24 protein-coding genes and 1 tRNA gene are annotated in these 24,505 nt (G+C 42.6%); 5 read left to right on the top strand and 20 right to left on the bottom strand.

Going from position 1 to position 24,505, the window contains the following annotated elements; genetic code table 11:
- Positions 1 to 18 precede the first annotated feature (18 nt).
- The 12 genes from ybeD to leuS all read right to left on the bottom strand — a co-directional run bounded on the left by ybeD (position 19) and on the right by leuS (position 12,485).
- Complete coding sequence (gene ybeD, locus ORI98_RS07365; RefSeq protein ID WP_261297421.1) at positions 19 to 285, bottom strand: DUF493 family protein YbeD; 267 nt, start codon at positions 283 to 285, stop codon at positions 19 to 21.
- 135 nt (positions 286 to 420) lie between these two features.
- Positions 421 to 1,635, bottom strand: coding sequence for a serine hydrolase (locus ORI98_RS07360; RefSeq protein WP_306134785.1), 1,215 nt, complete (start codon positions 1,633 to 1,635; stop codon positions 421 to 423).
- Between the two features lie 121 nt (positions 1,636 to 1,756).
- Positions 1,757 to 2,587 (bottom strand): septal ring lytic transglycosylase RlpA family protein, encoded by an 831-nt coding sequence (locus ORI98_RS07355; RefSeq protein ID WP_306134784.1) that lies wholly within the window; start codon positions 2,585 to 2,587, stop codon positions 1,757 to 1,759.
- On the bottom strand, positions 2,577 to 3,572 hold the full coding sequence (mltB, locus tag ORI98_RS07350) for a lytic murein transglycosylase B (RefSeq protein WP_306134783.1): 996 nt from the start codon (positions 3,570 to 3,572) through the stop codon (positions 2,577 to 2,579). Before mltB ends, ORI98_RS07355 begins: the two co-directional genes overlap by 11 nt.
- Before the next feature lie 9 nt (positions 3,573 to 3,581).
- Positions 3,582 to 4,706 carry a rod shape-determining protein RodA gene (rodA, locus tag ORI98_RS07345; protein ID WP_371931128.1) on the bottom strand — a complete coding sequence of 375 codons (1,125 nt, stop codon included), beginning with the start codon at positions 4,704 to 4,706 and terminating at the stop codon, positions 3,582 to 3,584.
- The gene (mrdA, locus tag ORI98_RS07340) at positions 4,699 to 6,558 is read right to left on the bottom strand and encodes a penicillin-binding protein 2 (RefSeq protein ID WP_306134782.1); all 1,860 of its coding nucleotides are present in this window, start codon (positions 6,556 to 6,558) and stop codon (positions 4,699 to 4,701) included. The genes rodA and mrdA overlap by 8 nt, the downstream gene beginning before the upstream one ends.
- Before the next feature lie 98 nt (positions 6,559 to 6,656).
- Complete coding sequence (rlmH, locus tag ORI98_RS07335) at positions 6,657 to 7,127, bottom strand: 23S rRNA (pseudouridine(1915)-N(3))-methyltransferase RlmH (protein WP_188840474.1); 471 nt, start codon at positions 7,125 to 7,127, stop codon at positions 6,657 to 6,659.
- Complete coding sequence (gene rsfS / locus ORI98_RS07330; RefSeq protein ID WP_188840475.1) at positions 7,127 to 7,456, bottom strand: ribosome silencing factor; 330 nt, start codon at positions 7,454 to 7,456, stop codon at positions 7,127 to 7,129. The genes rlmH and rsfS overlap by 1 nt, the downstream gene beginning before the upstream one ends.
- A gap of 132 nt (positions 7,457 to 7,588) precedes the next feature.
- Positions 7,589 to 8,233 (bottom strand): nicotinate-nucleotide adenylyltransferase, encoded by a 645-nt coding sequence (gene nadD, locus ORI98_RS07325; RefSeq protein WP_306134781.1) that lies wholly within the window; start codon positions 8,231 to 8,233, stop codon positions 7,589 to 7,591.
- 16 nt (positions 8,234 to 8,249) lie between these two features.
- A complete protein-coding gene (gene holA, locus ORI98_RS07320) occupies positions 8,250 to 9,281 on the bottom strand; it encodes a DNA polymerase III subunit delta (RefSeq protein ID WP_306134780.1) in 1,032 nt (343 codons plus the stop codon).
- Positions 9,282 to 9,776: an LPS assembly lipoprotein LptE gene (gene lptE, locus ORI98_RS07315; protein WP_306134779.1), complete on the bottom strand. Its 495-nt coding sequence runs from the start codon at positions 9,774 to 9,776 to the stop codon at positions 9,282 to 9,284.
- A 129-nt stretch (positions 9,777 to 9,905) separates the two neighbouring features.
- Positions 9,906 to 12,485 carry a leucine--tRNA ligase gene (gene leuS, locus ORI98_RS07310; protein WP_306134803.1) on the bottom strand — a complete coding sequence of 860 codons (2,580 nt, stop codon included), beginning with the start codon at positions 12,483 to 12,485 and terminating at the stop codon, positions 9,906 to 9,908.
- A 138-nt stretch (positions 12,486 to 12,623) separates the two neighbouring features.
- Between leuS and ORI98_RS07305 the strand changes: the two genes are divergently transcribed.
- On the top strand, positions 12,624 to 13,124 hold the full coding sequence (locus tag ORI98_RS07305; protein WP_261297413.1) for a zinc ribbon-containing protein: 501 nt from the start codon (positions 12,624 to 12,626) through the stop codon (positions 13,122 to 13,124).
- Between the two features lie 27 nt (positions 13,125 to 13,151).
- On the opposite strand, the gene ORI98_RS07300 is transcribed toward ORI98_RS07305, so the two are convergent.
- The 8 genes from ORI98_RS07300 to ORI98_RS07265 all read right to left on the bottom strand — a co-directional run bounded on the left by ORI98_RS07300 (position 13,152) and on the right by ORI98_RS07265 (position 20,738).
- Positions 13,152 to 13,442: a DUF6482 family protein gene (locus ORI98_RS07300; protein WP_261297412.1), complete on the bottom strand. Its 291-nt coding sequence runs from the start codon at positions 13,440 to 13,442 to the stop codon at positions 13,152 to 13,154.
- Positions 13,443 to 13,942: 500 nt separating this feature from the next.
- Positions 13,943 to 14,464 (bottom strand): Tfp pilus assembly protein FimT/FimU, encoded by a 522-nt coding sequence (locus ORI98_RS07295; protein ID WP_306134778.1) that lies wholly within the window; start codon positions 14,462 to 14,464, stop codon positions 13,943 to 13,945.
- Positions 14,454 to 16,037, bottom strand: coding sequence for an apolipoprotein N-acyltransferase (gene lnt, locus ORI98_RS07290; protein ID WP_371931127.1), 1,584 nt, complete (start codon positions 16,035 to 16,037; stop codon positions 14,454 to 14,456). The genes ORI98_RS07295 and lnt overlap by 11 nt, the downstream gene beginning before the upstream one ends.
- Positions 16,038 to 16,220: 183 nt before the next feature.
- Positions 16,221 to 17,099: a CNNM family magnesium/cobalt transport protein CorC gene (gene corC, locus ORI98_RS07285; RefSeq protein WP_261297410.1), complete on the bottom strand. Its 879-nt coding sequence runs from the start codon at positions 17,097 to 17,099 to the stop codon at positions 16,221 to 16,223.
- A 58-nt stretch (positions 17,100 to 17,157) separates the two neighbouring features.
- A complete protein-coding gene (gene ybeY, locus ORI98_RS07280; protein WP_371931132.1) occupies positions 17,158 to 17,616 on the bottom strand; it encodes an rRNA maturation RNase YbeY in 459 nt (152 codons plus the stop codon).
- A gap of 2 nt (positions 17,617 to 17,618) precedes the next feature.
- Positions 17,619 to 18,689 (bottom strand): PhoH family protein, encoded by a 1,071-nt coding sequence (locus ORI98_RS07275; protein WP_261297409.1) that lies wholly within the window; start codon positions 18,687 to 18,689, stop codon positions 17,619 to 17,621.
- Positions 18,690 to 18,835: 146 nt separating this feature from the next.
- On the bottom strand, positions 18,836 to 20,260 hold the full coding sequence (gene miaB / locus ORI98_RS07270) for a tRNA (N6-isopentenyl adenosine(37)-C2)-methylthiotransferase MiaB (RefSeq protein WP_306134777.1): 1,425 nt from the start codon (positions 20,258 to 20,260) through the stop codon (positions 18,836 to 18,838).
- A 91-nt stretch (positions 20,261 to 20,351) separates the two neighbouring features.
- Positions 20,352 to 20,738 (bottom strand): hypothetical protein, encoded by a 387-nt coding sequence (locus tag ORI98_RS07265; RefSeq protein ID WP_261297407.1) that lies wholly within the window; start codon positions 20,736 to 20,738, stop codon positions 20,352 to 20,354.
- Positions 20,739 to 21,022: 284 nt separating this feature from the next.
- Here ORI98_RS07265 and ORI98_RS07260 point away from each other — a divergent pair, with 284 nt between their 5' ends.
- The 4 genes from ORI98_RS07260 to ORI98_RS07245 all read left to right on the top strand — a co-directional run bounded on the left by ORI98_RS07260 (position 21,023) and on the right by ORI98_RS07245 (position 24,504).
- Entirely contained in the window at positions 21,023 to 22,270 is a 1,248-nt protein-coding gene (locus ORI98_RS07260; protein ID WP_306134776.1) for an FAD-dependent monooxygenase, read from the top strand.
- Between the two features lie 130 nt (positions 22,271 to 22,400).
- The gene (gene pth / locus ORI98_RS07255; protein WP_306134775.1) at positions 22,401 to 22,988 is read left to right on the top strand and encodes an aminoacyl-tRNA hydrolase; all 588 of its coding nucleotides are present in this window, start codon (positions 22,401 to 22,403) and stop codon (positions 22,986 to 22,988) included.
- A gap of 62 nt (positions 22,989 to 23,050) precedes the next feature.
- The gene (gene ychF, locus ORI98_RS07250; protein WP_306134774.1) at positions 23,051 to 24,142 is read left to right on the top strand and encodes a redox-regulated ATPase YchF; all 1,092 of its coding nucleotides are present in this window, start codon (positions 23,051 to 23,053) and stop codon (positions 24,140 to 24,142) included.
- 288 nt (positions 24,143 to 24,430) lie between these two features.
- Positions 24,431 to 24,504: transfer RNA gene (locus ORI98_RS07245), tRNA-Met, on the top strand.
- Position 24,505: the final 1 nt, after the last annotated feature.

Raw genomic sequence — 24,505 nt, 5'->3', positions numbered from 1 at the left:
ATCGTACTTATTTAACCATTAGAGAACGCGTTTTACGCCTTCGATAGCGGCAAGATCAATATACGCTTTTTCGATATGTTCTTTGCTATTGACTGTAATGCGAATGGTGACCGAATAATAACTGCCTTTGCTTGATGCTTTAACGGTAGGTACGTAGTCGCCTGGCGCTAATTGCTGTGCAACAGCAACAACGCGATCCGCTAAGGTGTCATCGGCATCGCCGATCACTTTGAACGGACAAGCATTAGGGAAAGTCATGACTTCATCAAAAGTGGTATTTAACATCGGATTACTCTTTGGTGATTGTTAATACTAAATATGGTGGCAATTATACCTGATTCAAGTGTGTTGTGTTCTGAAATAATAAAGCCGCTGTATAAGCGGCTTTATTATATTGATTTTAAGAATAATTATATAAAATTATTCAAACCAGCTTGCAAACATCTGTTTAAAATAATCCATTATTTTGCTGATCCAGCTGCCTTCTTCTACGGCATTGAGGGTCACAAGTGGGAACTGGGCAATGTCTTTTCCATCAAGTTGGAAGAACACACGACCCACGGTTTCACCTTTTGCTAGCGGCGCAGCAAGAGGCTTAGTTAATTCAAAGTTTGCTTGTAAGTCTTTGGCTTTGCCACGACTGATGGTGATAGGCGTGTCGGTCATTACGCCTAGGTCTACGTTATCAACGTCGCCGTACCAAATTTTTTGGCTGACAAAAGTGTCACCCGCTTTATAAGGGGTGATCGTTTCAAAAAAGCGGAAACCATAGTTAAGTAGCTTTTTACTTTCAGCTTTTCGAGCGGATTCGCTGCTGGTGCCCATTACCACTGTAACTAAGCGCATGCCTTCATCGTTGGTTGCAGAAGATACTAAGTTGTAACCAGCACCTGAAGTATGGCCGGTTTTAATACCGTCTACTTTTAGGCTGTTGTCCCACAATAAACCGTTACGGTTGTATTGGGTGATGCCATTAAAGGTGAAAGATTTTTCAGCATACACGCGATATTCTTCTGGTACATCACGGATAAGTGCCGCACCTAAAATAGCCATATCGTAGGCGGTGGTTTTATGATTTTCTGAATCTAAACCGTGGGAGTTTTCAAAGTAGCTATCATTCATACCTAACTGCTTGGCCCACGAGTTCATTAAATCAACAAACGCGCCTTCCGTGCCAGCGATGTGTTCTGCCATAGCGACACAAGCATCGTTACCTGATTGGATAATAATGCCACGATTTAAGTCAGCAACTTTTACGGTTTTACCGACTTCAATAAACATTTTTGAAGAGTCAGGGAAGTTTTTTGACCAAGCATTTTGAGTGATAAGTACATCATCATCTAATGAGATGTTACCCACTTTAACTTCATGTCCAATGACGTAGCTGGTTAGCATTTTAGTTAAGCTGGCTGGATTTAAGCTTTCATAGGCATTTTGTTCGGCGATGATGCGGCCCGAATAATAGTCCATTAATACATACGCTTTTGCTGCAACACTTGGGGCATCAGGCGTTACCATAGGGGCACGATTGGGTGTTGGGCGAGCATCAGGCTGCGGTGTGTTAGCTAAAGTAGTAAACGACACAAAAGAAAGCAGCAGAGCAGTAGCGATTGGGGCTTTGGCAATATTCATCATGAAATTAGCAAGTCTCTATTTAATTCGAAGATAAGACAATAAGAAATCGATTATAACATTAGTCACATTATTAATAGGCAATGAAATCACATTAAGGTTCCTTCATTACCTAAAAAAATGCTTATGGCACAATAAAACTCTGGGGATAACCGCTGCTATGCAGGTTATCTAACAGTTTATTGGTTAAGTAAATTTTACCAATAGGGCCCAACTGAATTCGGTGCAAGCCATTGCCGGAGACAATTCGCGATGATACACCGTATTTACGCTCCAGCTCTTTGGCTAAGGTATTTATTTTTAACTTGTCTTTAGAGGCAACAACCTGAATATAGTGGTTTTCTACATCGGTCACTTCATTAATTGCACGTTGTTCGTTCGATTCAATATGAATCACCTCTAAGTGTACTTTTGCGGTCCCTTTGCCTAGCATGCCAAGGTGATAAGCACCTGCATAGGATAAATCGATTACACGCCCATGATGGAAGGGACCTCGATCGTTCACTCTCACAATAATTTGCTTATTGTTTTCAAGGTTGGTGACTTTCACGTAACTTGGTAGCGGTAAGTTTTTGTGGGCCGCTGACATGGCATACATGTCATAGGTTTCGCCATTTGAGGTTAAATGGCCATGAAATTTTGCACCATACCATGAGGCGTGACCGGTTTCGGTGAAACCTTTACCCGTTGATAGCACCTTGTAGCTTTTGCCCAATACCGTGTAATTACGGTTGCCTTGGCGACTGTAATTTTCAAATTTGGGTACAGCATTTTGCACTTTACTTACATCAGGCGCATTCTCAGGGTATTTGTCATCAGCCATGTGGTAACGGCCAAACTGGCTTTTTGATTTGTTCGACGCATTTTTATTATTGGTTTCAGGCTTGGATGAACAAGCCGCCATTAGCATCATTATTACTATACTAATCGCAGTGAAGAAAATTTTATTTTGCATTGTATTGGGCTTTTAATTGCTCACTAAATTGATAAACGGCCATCGCATATAACGGGCTGCGGTTGTATCGAGTAATGACATAAAAATTGTTCAACCCTAGCCAGTATTCATCTGCGTTAGGTTGTTCTAATTTTACCAGCATCGCCTTTTGTGACACATCAATATCTTTTGCCGACGCGAGGCTAAGGTTAGGTGATAGAATATCAGATGCTTTGTAATGCAGTCTTTCGTTTGTCCATACTTTGGCTTTTGGTGCTTTATCGCTTTTATTGCTTAAGGCTAGCACGACTGGCTCATTTCTTTTCCAACCGTGTTGATGAAAATAATTAGCCACACTGCCAATCGCATCGGCTTTGCTGGTGAGTAAGTCACGACGGCCGTCACCACTAAAGTCGACCGAGTAATGACGGTAACTGGATGGAATGAACTGACCATAACCCATTGCGCCAGCATAAGATCCCTTCAAGGTGTCATTATCGAGCTTCTCTTCTTTTATCAGTGACATTAAATTGCCATATTCACTTCTAAAAAAGGTGGCACGCGGTGCGTAATAAAAACCTAAAGTATACAAAGCATCCTGAACACGGTAGTTACCCATGTAACCACCGTAAAAGGTTTCAATACCGATAATGGCAACGATGATTTGTGGATCAACATTAAATTTATCGGCGGCTTTGGTTATGGTGTCCGCATTTTCATGCCAAAATTCTAACCCTTTGGCTAAACGTTTTTCTGTTAAAAATATCGGATAATACTGGTGCCAGGGTTTAGCTTCCCAAGGCTTGGTGATCGCATCGATCACTTCTTGGGTATAAGTCGATTGGTTTAAGAATGCTTCGACTTCCTGCTGGCTAAAACCTTGCTTAATTTGGTCAGCGATAAATTGTTTTTTCAGTGCATCAACATCGGTGTTGGCTGAAGCTGTACCGAAATGAGTAGCAACAATTAACGCGACGGTGCTAAATAAGCGGGTAGATAATTTCATCAATGGATCCTATCGATCTATAAATCGTCTATGAGTTTGGATACTCATTAAAATGCCGAAGCCTGTCATTAGTGTCATCATTGACGTCCCCCCATAACTGATAAGGGGTAAAGGCACGCCAACCACAGGCAATATACCTGAAACCATGCCAATGTTAACAAAGATATACACAAAAAATGTCAATGTAATGCTGCCCGCGAGTAGACGAGCAAAGCTTGTCTGTGCGCGAGAAGCAATTACCAGTCCGCGACCGATAATATACAGGTAAATAGTTAATAGAAATAAGCTGCCGATCAGGCCAAACTCTTCACCGATAACGGCAAAGATAAAGTCTGTATGCCTTTCAGGTAAAAACTCTAGCTGAGACTGAGTACCATCTAACCAACCTTTGCCCCACACGCCCCCTGAACCGATAGCAATTTTTGATTGGATAATATGGTAGCCTGCACCCAAGGGGTCCTTTTCTGGATCAAATAATGTTAGCACGCGGGTGCGTTGATAATCATGCATTAAAAAGAACCAAAGAATCGGTAAGAAAATCAATCCAGCGATGACAATTCCGCCCACAATCAGCCAGCTCATACCTGACAAAAACAACACGAATACGCCTGATGCAGCGACTAAAATCGATGTACCTAAGTCAGGTTGTTTAGCTATCAATAGCGTAGGGATTAATAAAATAATCGCACCGCCTGCCAGATAACGTTTTTTAGGCGGTAAAGGGAACTTACTGATATACCAAGCCATCATAATGGGGAAGGCCAGCTTCATTAACTCTGACGGCTGAAACTCCATAAACCCAAGGTTCAACCAACGCTGCGCCCCTTTATTGATAGTGCCAAAAAAGTGCACTCCGAGCAGCAAGATAACCCCAGCAACATAAATGGGTAATGCCCAGCGCTTAAGCACTTCAGGGTTGATTTGTGCAACCGAAAACATGATCACTAATGACAAGCCAATACGGGTTAATTGGCGCTCCATCATAGCTGCGCTTTCACCACTGGCGGAATAAATGACAAACAAGCCAAAGGCCATTAACACCAAAATACCCGATAACAGAGGTAAATCGATGTGCAGCCTTTGCCAGATATTTTTTTTCTGATGATGAGTATTGCTATGCATCTGGTTATTCATTTGGCAGTACCCATTCATCTCTAAGCATATATTCGTCTAATAATGCACGCGCGAGCGGCCCAGCATTTGCGCCTCCCCACCCGGCATTTTCTAACACCACAGCTAGGACTATGCGCGGATTTTCATATGGCGCGTAAGCCACAATTAACGCATTGTCCCTTAAATGTTCGGCAACAGTTTCGGCATTGTATTTTTCGTCCTGACCAACAGAGAACACCTGAGCGGTACCGGTTTTCATCGCTGCAGTGTAGGTGGCATCGGTGAAGCGCGATTTGTCGGCGGTTTGGCGCATAGCTTCGTTAATGATGTCCCAGTTTTTAGGGTTTTTCAGAATAATGGGTTCATGCTCATCTATAGGCGCATCAATTTTTACTGTGTCGTCTTTGAATGTTTTTAATAAATGTGGGGTAAAACGACGCCCTTTATTGGCTAAAATAGCTGTTGAATTAGCCAGTTGCAGAGGGGTACTTGTCCAATAACCCTGACCGATGCCGACTGAAATAGTGTCACCAATATACCAAGCTTGGTTGTAGCGAAGTCGTTTCCAGTCGCGTGATGGCATAATGCCAGCAACTTCTTCATAGATGTCGACGTTGGTGCGTTCGCCAAAACCGAATTTCCCCATAAAATCGGCCATTTTATCGATGCCAACCTTGTAGACTAATTCATAAAAGAAGATATCGCACGAGTCGACAATCGCATGGTAAACATCAACCCAACCATGGCCCCAACGTTTCCAATCTCGCCATTTACGTTCCACGCCTGGAATTTGCCAAAAGCCAGGATCCCATACACGGGTTTTATCGTTAATGGCGCGCTCTTCTAATCCCAATAATGCCACTAGGGGTTTAATGGTTGATGCGGGAGAATATTGTCCTTGAGTGGCACGATTAATAAGAGGACGTGATTTATCGTTTAGCAGATCGCTATAGCCTTTGCTACTGATACCATGAACAAATAAGTTAGCATCGTAACTTGGACTTGACACCATAGCTAAAATGCCACCGTCACGAGGGTCCATCGCCACTACCGAACCACGTCTACCTGCCAATAATTCCATGGCTTTTTGCTGCAATTTTAAGTCTAAGGTTAAGTAAATATCTTTACCAGGCGTCGGCGGGGTGACTTTTAAAGTACGGATGACTCGGCCGCGGTTGTTCACCTCTTCTTCTAAATGTCCAGGCAAACCATGTAATAAGCCCTCGTAGAATTTTTCGACGCCTTGCTTGCCAATATCTTTTGTGGCGGCGTAGGTTTTCCAGTTATTACTCTGTTCTAACTGGGCTTTGTCGCGGGTGTTAATTTTGCCAACATAACCCAGTACGTGGGTCATTAAATCAGCATATGGATAATGACGCTTCAAACCAGCTTCGACATAAATACCCGGGAAACGATGTTGGTTTACCGAAAACGTCGCGACTTGTTCTTCCGTTAATTTACCTTTGATGGTGAGCGGTTTGAAGCGGCGATGAAATTTGAGCGTTTCTTTGATTTGTTCGCGTTCATCAGCGTCTATTTCGATAATATTATTGAGCTCGTCGAAGGTTTCGTCGAGATTTTTTATCTTTTCGGGGATCATTTCTAATGAGTGATATGGCTGGTTTTCGGCCAAAAGTTGGCCATGACGGTCGAAGATCAGCCCACGGCTAGGTGCGGTAGGCACAACCCGAATACGGTTGTCATTAGAACGGGTTTCGTAGTCTTTATAGGAGACGACCTGTAATTGATACAGGTTAGAAAATAGCACGCTCAGTAATACGAAGACGCAAATAAAAGTGAAAAATGCACGGCGTTTGAATAACGAGGCCTCGGCGGCATGGTCATGCATGGTGATGCGCTTCTTTGGCGGCACTTGGGTCTCCAGCGTTGGTAAAGCGAAACCTTAGCGTCGCTTTAATGGTGTTGTTATGTCAACAACCATGAAATTCTTTTAATGAATTTTCACCTTGATTACTCGCGGTGATAAGGGTGATTATTATTGATACTCCATGCACGGTAGAGGCTTTCCCCTATCAATACACGTACAAGCGGATGCGGTAATGTTAGGGCTGACAAACACCAGCTTTGATTTGCTGCGGCTTTACAGGCTGGGGCAAGTCCTTCTGGCCCACCAATCAGCAAACTTACATCACGCCCATCTAATTGCCATTTTGTCATTTGCTCTGCTAAATCGGGCGTAGTCCAATTTTTACCGGGCAAATCTAAACTTACAATATGATTGCCTTTTGCTATCGCGGCGAGCATTAACTCACCTTCTTTTTGCAAAATGCGCGCAATATCAGCATTTTTGCCCCGTTTACCCGCAGGGATCTCGATAAGTTCAAGCGGCATATCCCTAGGGAAACGACGTTGATACTCTTCAAAACCTCGGGTAACCCAATCGGGCATTTTTGTGCCTACGGCAATCAGTTGTAACTTCATTAGGCGTTAGGGTTAGCCCAAAGTTTTTCTAGGTCGTAGTATTCACGAGTCTGCTCTTGCATCACATGAACAATGACTTCACCTAAGTCTACTAATACCCATTCGCTGCTATCACGGCCTTCAACACCTAATGGCTGCATTCCGGCTTTTTTGGCTTCAACCACAAGATGTTCGCCAATTGAGCGAACGTGGGTTTTAGATGTACCAGTACAAATCACCATAGTATCGGTGATAGTTGATTGATTTTTAACATCTAATACTACAATGTTCTTTGCTTTTAAGTCTTCGATTTTATCGACGACGAAATCTTTCAGTTCGGTGCTTTGCACTCGAATTACCTCACTAGTCAAAATTAACGGAGCATTATACTCAATTTCATCCATTGGAAGCAATTAAGCAACGCGCTTTATGGTAATCCTTTTAGATTTGGCTTGTGGTGTAAAACAACAGGCGATTTTGCGTTAGGTGAGGTAAAGCTGATGTTGCTGAATATAGGTTTTAGTACAAGGGGCGATCAAACTTGATACATCTTCATGGTTTAGCAGTTTTTCTCGCACTTCGGTAGAAGAGATATCTTGTAAGATGGTATCTACTGGAATGATTGAGCCAACTGATAAGTTCCCATTGGATATGTTGAATTGTGCTGAATTGCGGCGAGTTTTTTGTTGCAGCACTTTTTGCATAGGGTGGTTATCGTCCAGTTGCCACCCCGGACGCTGGCACAGAACGATATGGCACAGTTCAAACAACTGTTGCCATAAATGCCATTGAGGTAAATTGATAAATGAATCCATTCCCATGATGAAATAAAACTGATGTTGCGGATAAGCTTGCTGCAATTGTTGCAGTGTTACCACTGTGTATGATGGCGTTTGCCGTTTAATCTCTATGTCGCACAGTTTCAGGTCTTTGTGCTGCTGACAAATTTGTTCCACCATGGCTAATCTGTGTTGGCTATCGACGTTAGTGGATTGCTTATGGGGCGGAATGTGGTTGGGCATTAGCCACACTTCATCAAGTTGCAGCTGCTGTTTAATGTCGAGTGCTGGACGAATATGGCCTAAATGAATGGGGTCGAAGGTGCCACCTAAAATACCGATGCGCATAGTCAATCCTTAAAGGCTAGCCAAGCTCGATATGAGCTAAACGATTATGGGCGCGCGGGTCAAACAAAATGCACAAGTGACTCATGCCTATCCAATCTTCAATACCCTGTTGCTTTAAATTTAGCTCTAAAGTGGATGCTAAACTCAACATGTGTTCAATGTGATGTAACTCTAACCGTGTTAAGGCCGCTTGATACAGTGGTTTGCGTTTGTCCCAAATACGGTATTGCCCCCACAGTTTTGTTAAAGGTTCACCTTGGTTTTGGGCCAATTTAAGGTTAAGTAACAAAGTGATTTCTTTAAATATGGCCCACATCAAAATGGGCATCGCAGTGCCTTCCCCTTGTAATTGGGCTAGCATGTGCTGCGCTTGTTTTTGATGATTATTTAAAATGGCATCGGTTAACTGAAAAACACTGAATCGCGATTGGTCTTCAAAGTAATCGCTGAGTTGCTCGGCACTGATATTGTTATTGGGATTCACCAGCTGCAGTATTTGCATGGCTTGCTCAGCAGCCAATAAATTACCTTCAAATAGGTTAAACATCATCGCTTTAGCATCATGGTGCAAGGTTAATTTATAATGCTGAATGCGGTTATCTAACCAGCGCTCGAATTGTTTCCCTTCGGGCGTAGCGCAGGGAATATATAACCCCTGGCTATCTAACGACTTAAACCATTTGCTGTTGGTTTGTTCAAGTCCTGCTTTAGGACCTTGAATAATCAACACTATATCTGGATTAGCTTGTTGCAATATGGTTTGAAAGGCGTTGGCACCATCGGTACCTGGTTTGCCATTAGGCAGATGCAATTCAATAATACGTCTACTGGCAAACAAGCTCATCGACTGCCATTCTTGGATCAAATCATGCCAGTTAAAATGCGGATCTTGAATCAGCTGAACTCGCTCGTCAAAGCCTTGTTTTTTGGCCGCGCTAATGAGCTGTTTTTTGCAATCTTCAACCAGCCATAAATCATCCCCAAACAGCAAGCAAACTTGCGGTAACTTGGCTAGATTGTTTTTAAGCTGGTCAGGATAAACCCGCATTTATTCGTTCCCGATTGAAGCAAGGATTTGAATAATACTGTCAGCGGCTTGAACGCGCATTTCACGAGTTAATATTTCCATTTCACGGCTTTTAGCCAATGCAGTTCGCGGATCGTCTTGATAGTCTCGACGAACTTCAGTGGAATATTCAACCGGTTCTTCTTTAGGCAAAGCCACTGTGAAAGTTACTAGGTAAATTAATTCATATTCAGCCACGTTACCGGTAGGGTAGAGGGACAGGGTGGCACGTTCTAATGAATCACTTACGAGTCTGAGTGTTGGTGTATCTTCGGCAGCCGATACCATAGTGACACGGTTAATGCGAAGTCTGTCTTTTACTAAACGTGTGAGTTCACTGTACTGATCAGTGCTGCTTAAATGTAATTGTTGTAATTCAACGGGGATTGAGTAGCTACGCTGCAATTTAAAACCACAGCCAGCAGTGGCAAGTAAAGTGAGAGAGAGTAACGCTAAGCCAATACGTTTTGCCAACATAAGTGTTATCTACGTCCTTTTACAGCCATGAATACCATGGCAATTAAAATGAATGCCCATCTTGCATCTTCACACAAGACAGGCAATAACGCTCATTAGCGAACCCGCCGCCAATGAGTGTTGTTTATGCTAGTTAGCAACAATATTGAGTAGCTTACCAGGAACATAAATCACTTTGCGGATGGTGAGTCCTTCAGAGTGTTTTTGAACATGTTCATCTTCCATTGCAAGGGCTTGAACTTGTTCTTGAGTTGCATCGGCTGCGACAGTGATTTTTGCACGTAACTTACCGTTAATTTGTACAATAATCAGTTTGCTGTCTTCAACTAGGGCTGACTCATCAACGTCAGGCCAGCGGCTATCTTCAATATCGCTGTTATTGCCTAGCTCTTTCCAAAGGTTAAAGCTGATGTGTGGCACGATAGGGTAGAGTAAACGTGTTACTGCTGACAATGCTTCTGCCATTAACGCACGGTCTTGAGCAGACTCCTGTGGCGCTTTCTGCAAGTGGTTCATCAACTCCATTACCGCAGCAACGGCCGTGTTGAACATTTGACGACGACCAATATCATCACTGACTTTAGCAATCGTTTTGTGCAATTCACGACGAAGCGCTTTTTGGCTACCGCTTAACGCTTTAACATCTAATGCTTCTGTTGTCCCTGCTGCAATATGATCGCTAGCCAGTTTCCAGAAACGCTTGATAAAGCGATGCGCCCCTTCAACGCCAGACTCTTGCCATTCAAGAGTTAATTCTGGTGGTGAAGCAAACATCATGAATAAACGCACGGTGTCAGCACCGTACTTTTCAACCATGACCTGTGGATCAATACCGTTGTTTTTAGACTTCGACATTTTGCTCATACCGGTATAAACCAACTCGTTACCGTTTTTGTCGATAGCTTTAGTCACACGGCCTTTGTCGTCTTTTTCTACTTCAACCACATCTAATGGCGACACCCAAACGCGTGCGCCTTTGTCGTTGGTGTAGTAGTAAGCATCAGCTAATACCATACCTTGGGTTAATAATTGCTTAGCTGGCTCGTTAGAGTTAACTAAGTCCATATCACGTAGCAATTTATGGAAGAAGCGGAAATACAACAAGTGCATACAAGCATGCTCAATACCGCCAATGTATTGATCAACGGGTAGCCAGTAATTGGCTTTCGCGGGATCTAACATTTGGTCTGCATGTGGGCTACAGTAACGAGCGTAATACCATGATGACTCCATGAAGGTGTCAAAGGTATCGGTTTCGCGGAATGCTGTTTGGCCATTTACCGTGGTTTCAGCCCAGGCTTTATCTGCTTTAATCGGGCTTTGGATACCATCCATTACCACGTCTTCTGGCAAAATAACCGGCAGTTGGTCTTCAGGCGTAGGCATGACGGTGCCGTCTTCTAAGGTCACCATAGGGATCGGTGCACCCCAGTAACGTTGACGAGAAACGCCCCAGTCACGTAAACGGAAGTTCACCTGACGCTTACCTTTGCCTTCGGCAGTGAGTTTAGTGTCAATGGCTTCAAATGCTGCTTGGAAATCTAAACCGTCTAACTCACCAGAGTTAAATAACACACCTTTGTCAGTAAAAGCTTGTTCACTGATATCAACTTCGCCATCAACAGGCTTGATCACAGCTTCAATGGCTAAGCCAAACTTTTTAGCAAACTCATAATCGCGTTGATCATGTGCTGGAACTGACATAACAGCGCCAGTGCCATAGTTCATCAAAACAAAGTTAGCGACCCAGATAGGAACCAGTTTGCCACTGATAGGGTGCACAGCGTTTAAGCCTGTCGCGACGCCTTTTTTCTCCATAGAGGCCATCGCGGCTTCAGTGGTGTCAGCATTTTTACATTCTTCAATAAACGCCGCTAAAGCAGGATTGTTTTCTGCGGCTTGAACCGCTAAAGGGTGGCCTGCAGCAATCGCTACATAGGTCACACCCATTACGGTATCAGGACGAGTGGTGTAAATATCAAAACTTTGTTGGCTGTTTTCCACCTGGAAGGTCATTTCAATGCCTTCGCTGCGACCAATCCAGTTACGCTGCATCGCTTTAACCTGTTCAGGCCAGCCATCGAGCGTATCGATATCGTTCAATAACTCTTCCGCGTAATCAGTGATTTTAATAAACCACTGTGGAATTTCTTTTTGAACCACTTCAGTATCACAGCGCCAACAACAACCATCTTGTACTTGCTCATTTGCCAGTACGGTTTCGTCGTTTGGACACCAGTTAACCGATGAGGTTTTTTTGTAAACTAAACCTTTTTCATACAGTTTAGTGAAAAACCATTGTTCCCAGCGATAATATTCAGGGGTACAGGTGGCAATTTCACGACTCCAGTCATAACCAAAACCTAATAGTTTAAGCTGGTTCTTCATGTACTCAATATTTTCATAAGTCCATGGTGCTGGTGAGGTTTTGTTATTGATCGCTGCGTTTTCTGCAGGCAGGCCAAATGAATCCCAACCAATCGGCTGCAGGACATTTTTTCCTTGTAAACGTTGGTAACGAGCGACAACATCACCTATGGTGTAGTTACGGACGTGTCCCATGTGAAGGCGGCCTGACGGATAAGGGAACATAGAGAGGCAGTAAAACTTCTCTTTGGTCTCATCTTCAGTAACTTCGAAGGTTTTTTGGTCTTGCCAGTGCTTTTGCACTAAGGCTTCAATCTCTAAAGGATTATATTGCTCTTGCATCAATCTATTTCCGGCCATGCCGCCCATTGTTGGATTTGCACGTATTGTTTGATCTAACGCGCATTCGCGTGATGAATAACTGCATAGAATAAACTAGAAGTGATGCTTTAAAAAGGTTCGTCTTAAGGAGTATTGAATATGAGTGGAAGAAGTTCAGCATTATTAGCCTTATATCAGGCATTAATTGAACAAGTTAAACAGCAATTTGAGCAAGATAACTCATTGACTGCTAAAAGTTTGTTTAAGTCTATCATCCAAGGAAAAAACTATTTACAGCTCAAATCACAGGCTAATGAGCAAGAGTTAGCTTTAGTAGAAGAATTTTTAAAGCGTGACATCGCAAGCTATTTAAAAGAGCAAACTGCAGACGATATTAGTTTTAGTCCTACAGCTATCGCCTTAGAAAACACCTTATGGCAATGGTTAAGTGAGATCACTGACAGAAGTCAGGTGCAGTGGCACGAGTTGCAGCAGGATTTTAAGCACCATGGTTGTTATAAATCTGGCGAAATTATCAATCAGGGTATGTTGACCTGTGATAATTGTGGACATCAAATGCAAATTGATTTCCCAGGGGTGATACCTGACTGCCCGCAATGTGACAGTGACACATTTTCACGTGAGCCATTGTCACCTTAGAGCCATTGTCACTTTAATAGCAAAGAGCTAAAAATTAACGCGATAGTGGCAATGGCTGTTGCTGCTATTGCCAATCATTTCATCGTAGGCGGTTTGCATTTCGATGATGGCGTAACGAATACCTTGTAACTTCAGTAATTCTTCTGCTTGCTTTATGGAGTTCAGACTCAATAGTTTGCCATCTTTACTGCGGGCACTGCGAAAGTTTCCATTATCATCTTTTACACCCAATAAGTAATGATTTGAATCAGCATAGCTGATGATAGTCGGATGTAATGGCTGGACTTCGATGGCTTGCTTTATTTCCGATAGTTGCATTTTTAGCTCCCAAATATCATGGCGTGTTTGTTGTATTTCATTACGCAGTAAATGGTTGGAAGGTTCATTTTTGTACAAAAATATTTAAAGCAGAAATCAAGTTGAGTCAGTTTTGGGTAAGCTGGTAGATGTTGCTTTAGGTCACATCAGCTTGAAATAAAAAATGCATATTAAACCGCATTTGCAGCGCTAATCGTGTCTAACTTACTTGCAATAGACCTGCAATTGAGGTGTAAATTCGCCTTGCTATCACAAAGGTCTGCGGCTGAAGCGGTAAAATATAAATTTGATGATTACGACTGAATTAGCAACTTTCTTAACCAGAGTTAAGATTACATCCACAAGCTTGAGTCTTGAGTCTTGAGTAACGATTGGCGATTGACGAGCAAAGTTTATGCCTACGCCACAAAGTCGCTATGCTGATATCAGCTCATGGGCTTAAATGACTCACTTTATTGAGCTGGCCGTTAATGTAAGACTGTTTTGTGGCAACCGCCTTTTTAACAGCCGCTGCTGACAATGGCATAATCCGGTGGGGTAGTGGCATTGGCCGCTTGTGTATAGTGAAAGTAGCAATTGTCATTGGTGACTTGGCCATTTTCATCTTGGTCATAACCGATATAAGTATTTGCAATACCTTGATATTGAACGGTGAAGCTGTCATCAAGATCTATCCATTTTTCAATGTCAGTATTATCTAAATAGCCCCATTTCAAACGGGTTTCAAAAACACCATCACCTTCTAAATCGATATCGATTAAATCTTCGCGTCCAGCAACGGGTTGCACTTGCAGGCTCGGCATTTGTGATTTTGCATACACCAATGAGTTGGCTGTTTTTACCGATGCCGATAGTCCTGACAAAGTACTAATGCGTGCATCAGTGCTTAAATTTAAAAACTTAGGTGCTGCGACAACCGCTAAAATGCCTAAGATAATGATGACAACAACCAACTCGATTAAGGTAAATCCTCGTTGGTTTTGATGGCTTAAGCGAGTGGGTAAATTAAGATTAAACGGCACGGCGACCTCTGTATCCTAATGATATAGCAATGAAGATTAACATTGAGCATAGAATTAATAAGGGTAACTGTCCAATGCGTTTAAACCAAGTTTCGCCTTGATAAAGTGCGACGTCACTGACTAATACAGCCGTTTCGAATTGTGGCAAGCTGTCAATGATGTTGCCATAGGGATCAACAATAGCCGTTACGCCATTGTTGGTGGCACGCAATAAAGGTTTACCCATTTCAATTGCACGCATTTGGGCAATTTCCATATGTTGCAAAGGACCGTTTGAGCTACCAAACCAGGCATCATTAGAGACAGTTAATAATAGGTCCGTATCGGCTTGGGTATTGTCTCTGACTTGTTCTGGAAAAACGATTTCATAACAAATTGCCGGAGACACTTTATAGCCTACTGCAGATAAATTCGGTTGAATAAAATCACCGCGTTGAAAAGAGCTCATAGGCAGATTAAAAAAAGGCGCTAATGGTCTTAGTAAATCGGCTAAAGGGACGAACTCACCAATAGGTAACAAGTGGTGTTTTCTGAATTCATTATCGCCGTTAATTTGATAGTCAGCGCTAGGTTGTTGCTTACTGTGATGATTACCTAAGACGATTAAAGAGTTATAAAAGTTGTGCTCTTCTCGGCTAATAATGCCTGTAATGATCGCTGTGTTGTTTAAATTAGCTACCTGGTTAGCATTAAATAAAAAGTCTTCAACCATCGCTTCGGGTGCGGGGATAGCCGCCTCTGGCCAAATAACAATATCAACACTCGATTTTTCGTCAAAATGATTGCGGGTTAAATCCATAAACTTGAGCATGGTTGGCCATAACGCATCGGGTTCCCATTTCATGCTTTGGGCAATATTACCTTGTACTAATGCCACTTTCACCGATTTTCCTGTTGGCGCAACGGGATTAATATATGGGGTGATGAACGTAGCAATCATCACAACTGATAACACAGCTACAACAGGCAATACGCGCTTTTGTGTTGTGAGCATTACCGCGCCAGCAATGATTGCTAGCACAAAACTGAGTCCAAGTGCCCCAATGATACTGGCTAATTCGCTCAATGGACCATTGGTTTGACTGTAACCCACCCATAGCCATGGGAAACCGGTTAACACCCAGCCGCGAAGCCATTCGGTGAGTATCCATAATGCAGGAAAGAGACCTAAATATTTAAACGCTAACACCCCATAGTTGGCGGAAGCCGATTGAGGAGGAATAATTTTATTGAGTAAGTAACCCGCTAATGCGGGATAAAGTGCTAAATACAGGGACAAAATCGCCATTAGTGCTAATGATACAGCTAAGGGCAGCCCGCCAAACGTGGCCATGCTAACGTGCACCCAACTGATCCCAACGGCGAAGGTGCCAAAGCCGAAACTAAGCCAGTAACGAAACGCATGCTTGCCTATGAGTTGCTGACTTTGCCATAACGCAAATGTGAGTGCGACAGGCATAAACAGCCATAAACCATAGGGCGCAAATGACAGTGAAGTACTAGCACCTGCGGCAAATGCACAGATTAGACTGATTAAGTTTGATTGAGAATGAGGTAATAATTTATTCAGCACAACTTGCCTTATTTATCGCGTGGTTTAACCATCCTCGTGTTAGAGGATGCTTTATTTTAGAATATGTCAAATTTGCTTTGGCTAAATGACAAAGTAGGCTGATTTTAAATGAGATCGTAATAAAAAAGCAGCTTAATTATCATTAAAGCTGCTTCATTGATGACATTTTTATGTGTTTATCGATTAATCGTCAGAGTTATTTAGATTGTCAGGGTCGGGCAATTTGACTCTTAATTGGATCAAACGACGCGTATCTGCATTCGTTACCTTAAACTCAATATTATCGATCATGATGGTTTCGTTACGTTCGGGTAAATGACCAAATGCGTGCGACACTAAACCACCGACGGTATCAAATTCTTCATCGCTGAAGTGAGTACCGCATGCTTCATTAAAATCGTCTATTTCAGTTAGCGCTTTGACAATATAGACGGTGTTGCTAATTTTTTTCACTTCAGTGTCTTCTACTGAACTGTGATCAAATTCGTCTTCAATTTCGCCAACGATTTCTTCAAGAATATCTTCGATGGTGACAAGGCCTGATACACCGCCGTATTCATCAACGACGATCGCCATATGATAACGTTGTGAACGGAACTCTTTTAATAACACATCGACACGCTTACTTTCAGGCACAACCACCGCAGGGCGGATAACTTGAGATAGCGTGAAAGGGACATCTGAATTTTTAAAACCATATTTTAGTAGGTCTTTTGCTAGCAAAATACCTTCAATATGATCTTTGTCTTCATTGACCACAGGGAAACGAGAGTGAGCTGAGCTGATAACTGTTTCTAACAGCTCATCGACTGAGCAGTCGATTTGGAGAGTAACAATTTGTGAGCGTGGGATCATAATGTCGCGCACGCGAAGGTCAGAGACCTCTAACACACCTTTGATCATTTCGCGGGTATCTTCGGTGATCAAGTCGCGTTGTTCTGCGCCTGAAATCACGTCCACTAGGTCTTCGCGATTTTGAGGTTCGCCCTGGAATAGTTGATTAAATTTATCGAACCAACTTTTCTTATAGGCGTTTGTACTCGGGGGGATATCGTCACTCATAATAGTTCCTAAATAGTTAACTGGACGGGCTTTGGCCATCGCCTGGAAATCTATCTATTTATGCTTCCTTATAGGGGTCTGAAAAACCTAAATGTTCAAGGAGTTGGGTCTCTAAAGATTCCATTTCCTCTGCTTCTTCGTCGATAATATGGTCATAGCCCAGCAAATGCAAGCAACCATGTATTACCATGTGCGCCCAGTGGGCTTCTAACGATTTATTCTGTTCCTGCGCTTCTTTTTCTACTACATCTACACAGATGATTAAATCACCCAATAGTGGCAGATCGATTTCAGCGGGGGCTTCAAAAGGAAAAGACAACACATTTGTTGGTTTGTCTTTACCTCGGTAAGTATGATTTAGTTGCTGGCTTTCGCTTGATTCGACTAATCGAATAGTTAGTTCAACCTCAGGCATTGTTTGGCCAACAGCTTCTCGCACCCATGATTCGAACTGGGCTTTAGTGGGCAAGTTGTTAGCGTCTACTGCAATTTGCAGATCTAAATCTAAATGCATCATACTCATTTGGGGTGGCTCGAATTATCTTGGGCTGCGAGTTGGCGTTTTTGCTCACGTTCTTGGTACGCTTTCTCTTTTGCCGCTTTTTCAATTTGCTCTTTTTGCTCAAACGCTTCGTAGGCTTCAACAATGCGTGCCACTACTGGATGGCGGACGACGTCTTGTGACATGAAAAAGTTAAAGCTGATTTCAGGCACTTCGCTCAACACTTCAATAGCATGACGTAAGCCTGATTTTTGACCGCGTGGTAAGTCGGTTTGAGTAATGTCACCGGTAATCACCGCTCGGGAATTAAAGCCGATACGGGTTAAGAACATTTTCATTTGTTCTACTGTAGTATTTTGGCTTTCATCTAAAATAATAAATGCATCATTTAATGTTCGACCACGCATGTAAGCTAATGGCGCGACTTCAATTACGCTGCGCTCAATCAATTTTTCAACTTTTTCAAAACCCATCATTTCAAATAAAGCGTCATAAAGAGGGCGTAAATAGGGGTCGACTTTCTGACTCAAATCACCCGGTAAAAAACCTAATTTTTCACCTGCTTCAACCGCTGGGCGGGTGAGTAAAATTCGGCGAACTTCTTGGCGCTCATAAGCATCGACCGCTGCAGCTACCGCTAAATAGGTTTTACCTGTACCAGCAGGGCCGATACCAAAACTAATATCATGGCGAGTAATGTTATGCATATACACGCTTTGATTTGGGGTGCGAGGTTTAATGACTCCGCGCTTGGTTTTGATATTAATGCCTGAGTCATCCATACCGTCATCAGCTTCAAGGGCGATGGCTTCTTGAATGGCTAAATGCACCATGTCAGGTTCTAAATCAGGGGTACTGCCTTTTACTGTTTGGGTTTCAATATAAAGCTGCTTAAGTAAATTGTTTGCACTTAATGCATTACGCGGTAAGCCTACGATGGTGAAATGATTATTTTTATGAATAATTTCGACACCTAAACGACGTTCTATCTGTTTAATATTGTCGTCAAATGGGCCGCAAAGTGAAACTAAGCGGCGTGTATCTGAGGGTTCAAGATACAAGTTCATGGTGGTCACTTTAGTGGACAAATAAGGCTCCGATAACAGTTATTTTCTGTAATTAAAAACAGTGTACGTAGGTACTCAGCTTTTTTCTAGCACCCGCTATTGATACGTAAAAAAATAAAAGGTGGACCAGCCACCTTTTATAGTATTTCAATACGCTTAAACCATGCTTAAGGTTTAAATTGTGTCACGCCTAATTCATCATCTTGCTTATGCTTTGCAAGGATCTCTGATGGACGTAAACTACGACGTAAATCCATTTCTGCTTCACCGCGAATATATTTTCCGCGTAAAGAGTTGGTATACACATCAACAATTTCTACATCCACAAAACCACCGATGCTTGAATGCGGCGCTTCAAAGTTAACTACGCGATTGTTTTCAGTTCGACCACGTAATTCCATTGGATTTTTAACCGATGGGCCTTCAACTAATACCCGTTGCACCGAGCCTAACATTTGACGGCTATAGCGCATTGCTTGTTGGGTTATACGGTCTTGCAAAATCGCTAAACGCTGCTTTTTCTCTTCCTCTGATACATCATCAGGTAAGTCAGCGGCAGGTGTGCCTGGACGGGCGCTGTAAATGAAGCTGAAGCTGTGGTCAAAACTGACATCTTCAATCAACTTCATGGTGTCTTCAAAATCCTGCTGAGTTTCGCCAGGGAAACCAATAATGAAGTCAGAGCTGATTTGAATATCGGGACGGGCTTTGCGTAAACGTCGAATAATCGATTTGTATTCAATCGCCATATGGCCACGTTTCATTTGGGTCAAGATACGGTCAGAGCCTGATTGCACAGGTAAGTGCAAAAAGCTGACTAGTTCAGGTGTATCTTCGTATACATCAATAATATCTTGTGTGAACTCAATTGGGTGACTTGTGGTAAAACGAATACGGTCAATGCCATCAATGCTGGCAACTAAGCGTAACAGTTCTGCAAAAGTACAAATTTGGTCATCATGGGTTGCGCCACGGAACGCGTTAACGTTTTGGCCCAATAGGTTGACTTCACGTACCCCTTGCTCTGCAAGTTGCGCCACTTCAAGAATCACATCATCGACAGGACGACTGACCTCTTCTCCGCGGGTGTATGGCACCACACAGAATGAGCAATACTTACTGCAACCTTCCATAATTGATACGAAAGCCGTAGGGCCTTCAGCTCGCGGCTCAGGCAAACGGTCAAACTTTTCAATTTCAGGGAAACTGATGTCAATAACCGCTTTTTCACCACGTTGAATTTGATCTATCATCTCAGGAAGACGATGTAAGGTTTGTGGGCCAAAAATAATATCAACGCATTGGGCGCGATCTTTAATGGCTTTACCTTCTTGAGATGCTACGCAGCCACCCACACCAATAATCAAATTGGGATTTTTGTCTTTTAAGGTTTTCCATCTGCCTAATTGATGGAAAACCTTCTCCTGCGCTTTTTCGCGAATAGAACAAGTGTTTAGCAGCAATACGTCTGCTTCACTGGCATCCTCGGTTAAGGTATAGCCTTGGTATTCGTCTAATAAATCAGCCATCTTTGAAGAGTCATACTCATTCATTTGACAGCCCCAGGTTTTAATATGAAGTTTTTTACTCATCACTGCTCGCCGGTAACCTATAGTAAAAATAGCGCGATATTTTACCTGTTGTCAGCCCCTGTGGCTAGCCTTTGTACGAGTTTCGCTAATATTAGTCTGGCTGAGATAATACCCTTACTTTTGCTAATGAGTTAATCGCATCTTGAGATAGGATTAATTTAGGTGCAGTTTGCACGGTAAACACCCCAAATTCAGATGCCATATCCTGTGACTGGTTACGCGCTTCGAATACAATTTTCTGCTCAAGATCGCGATTAAAGTTTGCCAGCATTTCCGTGGTTTGTTGATATAAGGCATAATCGAACGCATTCCGATAGGTTACCGTAATGATTTCAATGTTCGGACTCGTTGCCGATTGTGTGGTTGAGGTGGTGTTAGTGTCGGCAATGGCTGTGCTTGCTAACATCATGCCTGTTGCGATAACGCATATGTTTAGAGTGGTTGAAAATCGATTGATTCTATTTTGATAACGTTTCATAACTTCCTCGCTTAGCGCATCGCTTGTAAACTAAGGTTTGTAAGCTATCGCGCATTAATTTAGCCATCATTGGCTGATTGAACGTGGAACATGGGTTATCTACTTTGAGCATTTTGAGTGCTCGTAGAAGTGAGACCGATTAATCTTATGCCTAAAGTACGTGTTAAATATGTCACCTTTGTAACCAAGTGTGGCTAAACCCCGTAATAGCAACATTTGTTCACAATTTAGTCAATTTTGCGAGTGAGCATATTTGGCTGAAGTTTTTTATTCAAGGAAGTGTTATGCCGCATACCCAATCTTCATCCGTCAAAGATAGCTCTGACACGAATACTTCTGTTCATCACTTTGATGTTGTGATCAATGGCGGCGGTATGGTCGGTGCAGCCGTTGCGGTAGGTTTAGGGCAATTAGGATTGTCAGTGGCTGTGATTGAATCAAGGCAGCCACAAGCTTTTGACGCAGCGCAACCTCTAGATGTACGAGTTTCCGCTATTAGTGTTGCATCGGCGCAATTATTAGCACGCCTAGGGGTTATGGATGAACTGCTAACACTTCGCCATGTTCCTTATACTGGTCTGGAAACCTGGGAGATGGAAGGGTGCATGACTCAGTTTACAGCTGAGCAGGTGGGCGAGCCACTTTTGGGTTATTTTTTTGAGAATCGCTTAATTCAATTATGTTTGTTGAAGCAAATTGAAGCGTTAAAGAATGTCACCTTATTTTGCCCCGCTAAGGTAACTCAATTTACCCGAGTACAGGCGTCAAATGATCATCGTCATGCCATTGAAGTGCTACTTGATGACGGCACGAGGTTAGGTGCATTGTTACTTGTCGGTGCGGATGGCGCCAATTCGCAAGTCAGACAATGGGCTGGTATTGGTATTACTGGATGGGATTATGCTCAATCAGCCATGCTGATTAATATTGAGACGCAATCGCCACAGCAATCAGTTACCTGGCAGCAATTTACCCCGCAAGGTCCACGTAGCTTATTACCCCTTCCGGGTAACCATGCGTCTTTAGTTTGGTATGACTCAGCGGCAAAAATTAAACAATTGATGCAACTGAGTGATTTACAATTAGCAGAACAAATTAAAGCGCATTTCCCCAAAAGATTAGATCCAAATTTTAGCGTACAAGCCAAGGGCAGTTTTGGTTTAACTCGTCGCCATGCACAACAATATTATCAAGCTAACTTAGTGATACTGGGCGATGCGGCTCACACCATTAATCCTTTAGCAGGACAAGGAGTGAACATTGGTTTTAAAGATGTTGATGCATTGATTACTCACATCGCCAGCGCAATCGGTAAGGGTGAGGTATGGTGGAATGATGCGGTATTGCAGCGTTACCAACATTCTCGATATGCAGATAATCAATTGATGATGAGCGCAATGGACATGTTTTATGCCGGTTTTAGCAATGATTTACTGCCACTAAAATTACTGCGTAATAGTGCATTAAAGTTAGCCAATCTTGACAGTCCCCTGAAGCAAAAAGTGCTCAGGTATGCATTAGGTTTAAACTAGAAAATGACAGGTAAAAAAATGCTTATGTGAATGGGTGTTTGTTGCTAACCAAATTGAGTGTTAAAATGCCGCGTTTTAAGGCTGTAGTGCGACATGCATTACAGGTTATTCATAAAAGATTTAGGTAGAAATGAGTCACATTAAACTGATTGTAGGGCTAGCAAACCCCGGTGCTGAGTATGCGCAAACCCGCCACAATGCTGGTGCATGGTATGTAGAAGAACTCGCGCGAGTCAATAATGTGCAATTGGTGGCAGAAAGTAAATATTTTGGATTAGCCGCAAGGGTAACGATTAATCATCGTGATGTGCGTTTGTTAATTCCAACGACTTTTATGAATCTAAGCGGTAAATCCGTATCGGCATTAGCGAACTTTTTTCGTATTTTGCCTGAAGAAATTCTAGTGGCCCATGATGAGTTAGACATGCCTCCTGGTGTGGCAAAATTTAAATTAGGTGGCGGGCATGGTGGCCATAATGGTTTAAAAGACATTATTTCTAGCCTTGCTAACGACAAAGGTTTTCACCGTTTACGGATTGGTATTGGTCATCCTGGTGATAAAAACCGAGTCAGCGGTTATGTGTTAGGCAAGGCGCCTGCAACCGAACAAGAGTTAATTACTGCGGCGATAGATGAGGCCGTACGTGCGACAGATGTTTTATACAAAGAAAACATGGCGAAAGCCATGACCAGACTACATTCGTTTAAAGCGGAATAGCTTAACGATACCAATTCGAACGTCATTATCAGTGTGATAATTTTACATATAAAGGTATGCATATGGGTTTTAAATGCGGCATTGTTGGTTTGCCAAACGTCGGTAAGTCAACGCTGTTTAATGCACTTACACAAGCAGGTATTGAAGCGGCAAACTTCCCGTTTTGTACTATTGAGCCAAACACCGGTGTTGTGCCAGTGCCGGATCCGCGTCTTGATGCGTTAGCCGCCATTGTTAAACCCCAACGTATATTACCGACCACAATGGAATTTGTTGATATTGCAGGTTTGGTTGCGGGTGCATCGAAAGGTGAAGGCTTAGGTAATAAGTTTTTAGCGAACATTCGTGAAACCGATGCTATTGGTCATGTTGTTCGTTGTTTTGAAGATCCAAATATTGTTCATGTTGCTAATAAAATTGACCCAGCTGGCGACATTGAAGTGATCAATACTGAATTAGCATTAGCGGATTTAGACAGTCTAGAGCGCGCGATATTCCGTCAGCAAAAGAAAGCGAAAGGTGGCGATAAGGACGCTAAATTTGAAGTGGAAGTATTAGAAAAAATGCGTCCAACTTTAGATGACGGCCATATGCTACGTTCGTTAGATTTGGCAAAAGAAGAGTTAGCAGCGATTGCTTACTTAAACTTTTTGACCTTAAAACCAACCATGTATATTGCTAACGTGTCTGAAGATGGTTTTGAAAACAACCCGCATTTAGATGTTGTTAAAGCGATCGCGGCAAAAGAAAATGCTGTGGTTGTGGCCGTGTGTGCTGCTATTGAGTCAGAGTTGGCTGAAATGGAAGCGAATGACCGTCAAGAGTTCATGGCTGATTTAGGCATTGAAGAGCCAGGTCTTGACCGCGTTATTCGTGGTGGTTATAGCTTACTTAATTTACAAACCTACTTTACCGCAGGTGTAAAAGAAGTGCGTGCATGGACAGTGCCTGTAGGAGCATCTGCGCCACAAGCTGCAGGCGTTATTCATACCGACTTTGAAAAAGGGTTTATTCGTGCTCAAGTTATGGCGTACGAAGACTTTATCACCTTCAAAGGTGAAGCGGGTGCAAAAGAAGCGGGTAAATTACGTGTTGAAGGCAAAACATACGTCGTTAAAGATGGCGATGTAATGCATTTCTTGTTCAACGTATAATGAAATTTGGCGTTGCTTATTCATTAATTTACGTGTCTGTATAGTTTTTATACGCCGTAAGTTGGCTGAAATAGTTGCGCCACAATTTCAAATTGTATTGATATTTTTTGTGGACGTATAAAAAAGCGGTTTTTAGGGCAATAATTCGTTGGAACATTATTCAGTTTGGTGAAGTAATAGCCGAATGAGCAAGAATGATGAAAATAGCGAAAAAAAGCAGTTGACCTAGATACATCGAATAAGCATAATACGCCCCGTTCCTCGCTAAGAGGGCAGCGAAAATATAGTGGCAATGTAGCTCAGCTGGTTAGAGCACAGCACTCATAATGCTGGGGTCGCAGGTTCAAGTCCCGCCATTGCTAC

Source organism: Shewanella sp. ULN5 (genome assembly GCF_030731885.1).
GTDB classification, from domain to species: Bacteria; Pseudomonadota; Gammaproteobacteria; order Enterobacterales; family Shewanellaceae; genus Shewanella; species Shewanella holmiensis.
This window is presented reverse-complemented; position numbering and strand designations above follow the sequence as displayed.

Excerpts from the sequence above, each read along its gene's own strand:
- ybeD (WP_261297421.1), bottom strand. The coding sequence starts at position 285 with ATGTTAAATACCACTTTTGATGAAGTCATGACTTTCCCTAATGCTTGT.
- ORI98_RS07360 (WP_306134785.1), bottom strand. The coding sequence starts at position 1,635 with ATGATGAATATTGCCAAAGCCCCAATCGCTACTGCTCTGCTGCTTTCT.
- ORI98_RS07355 (WP_306134784.1), bottom strand. The coding sequence starts at position 2,587 with ATGCAAAATAAAATTTTCTTCACTGCGATTAGTATAGTAATAATGATG.
- mltB (WP_306134783.1), bottom strand. The coding sequence starts at position 3,572 with ATGAAATTATCTACCCGCTTATTTAGCACCGTCGCGTTAATTGTTGCT.
- rodA (WP_371931128.1), bottom strand. The coding sequence starts at position 4,706 with ATGAATAACCAGATGCATAGCAATACTCATCATCAGAAAAAAAATATC.
- rlmH (WP_188840474.1), bottom strand. The coding sequence starts at position 7,127 with ATGAAGTTACAACTGATTGCCGTAGGCACAAAAATGCCCGATTGGGTT.
- nadD (WP_306134781.1), bottom strand. The coding sequence starts at position 8,233 with ATGCGCATCGGTATTTTAGGTGGCACCTTCGACCCCATTCATTTAGGC.
- holA (WP_306134780.1), bottom strand. The coding sequence starts at position 9,281 with ATGCGGGTTTATCCTGACCAGCTTAAAAACAATCTAGCCAAGTTACCG.
- lptE (WP_306134779.1), bottom strand. The coding sequence starts at position 9,776 with ATGTTGGCAAAACGTATTGGCTTAGCGTTACTCTCTCTCACTTTACTT.
- leuS (WP_306134803.1), bottom strand. The coding sequence starts at position 12,485 with ATGCAAGAGCAATATAATCCTTTAGAGATTGAAGCCTTAGTGCAAAAG.
- ORI98_RS07305 (WP_261297413.1), top strand. The coding sequence starts at position 12,624 with ATGAGTGGAAGAAGTTCAGCATTATTAGCCTTATATCAGGCATTAATT.
- ORI98_RS07300 (WP_261297412.1), bottom strand. The coding sequence starts at position 13,442 with ATGCAACTATCGGAAATAAAGCAAGCCATCGAAGTCCAGCCATTACAT.
- corC (WP_261297410.1), bottom strand. The coding sequence starts at position 17,099 with ATGAGTGACGATATCCCCCCGAGTACAAACGCCTATAAGAAAAGTTGG.
- ybeY (WP_371931132.1), bottom strand. The coding sequence starts at position 17,616 with ATGATGCATTTAGATTTAGATCTGCAAATTGCAGTAGACGCTAACAAC.
- miaB (WP_306134777.1), bottom strand. The coding sequence starts at position 20,260 with ATGAGTAAAAAACTTCATATTAAAACCTGGGGCTGTCAAATGAATGAG.
- ORI98_RS07265 (WP_261297407.1), bottom strand. The coding sequence starts at position 20,738 with ATGAAACGTTATCAAAATAGAATCAATCGATTTTCAACCACTCTAAAC.
- ORI98_RS07260 (WP_306134776.1), top strand. The coding sequence starts at position 21,023 with ATGCCGCATACCCAATCTTCATCCGTCAAAGATAGCTCTGACACGAAT.
- pth (WP_306134775.1), top strand. The coding sequence starts at position 22,401 with ATGAGTCACATTAAACTGATTGTAGGGCTAGCAAACCCCGGTGCTGAG.
- ychF (WP_306134774.1), top strand. The coding sequence starts at position 23,051 with ATGGGTTTTAAATGCGGCATTGTTGGTTTGCCAAACGTCGGTAAGTCA.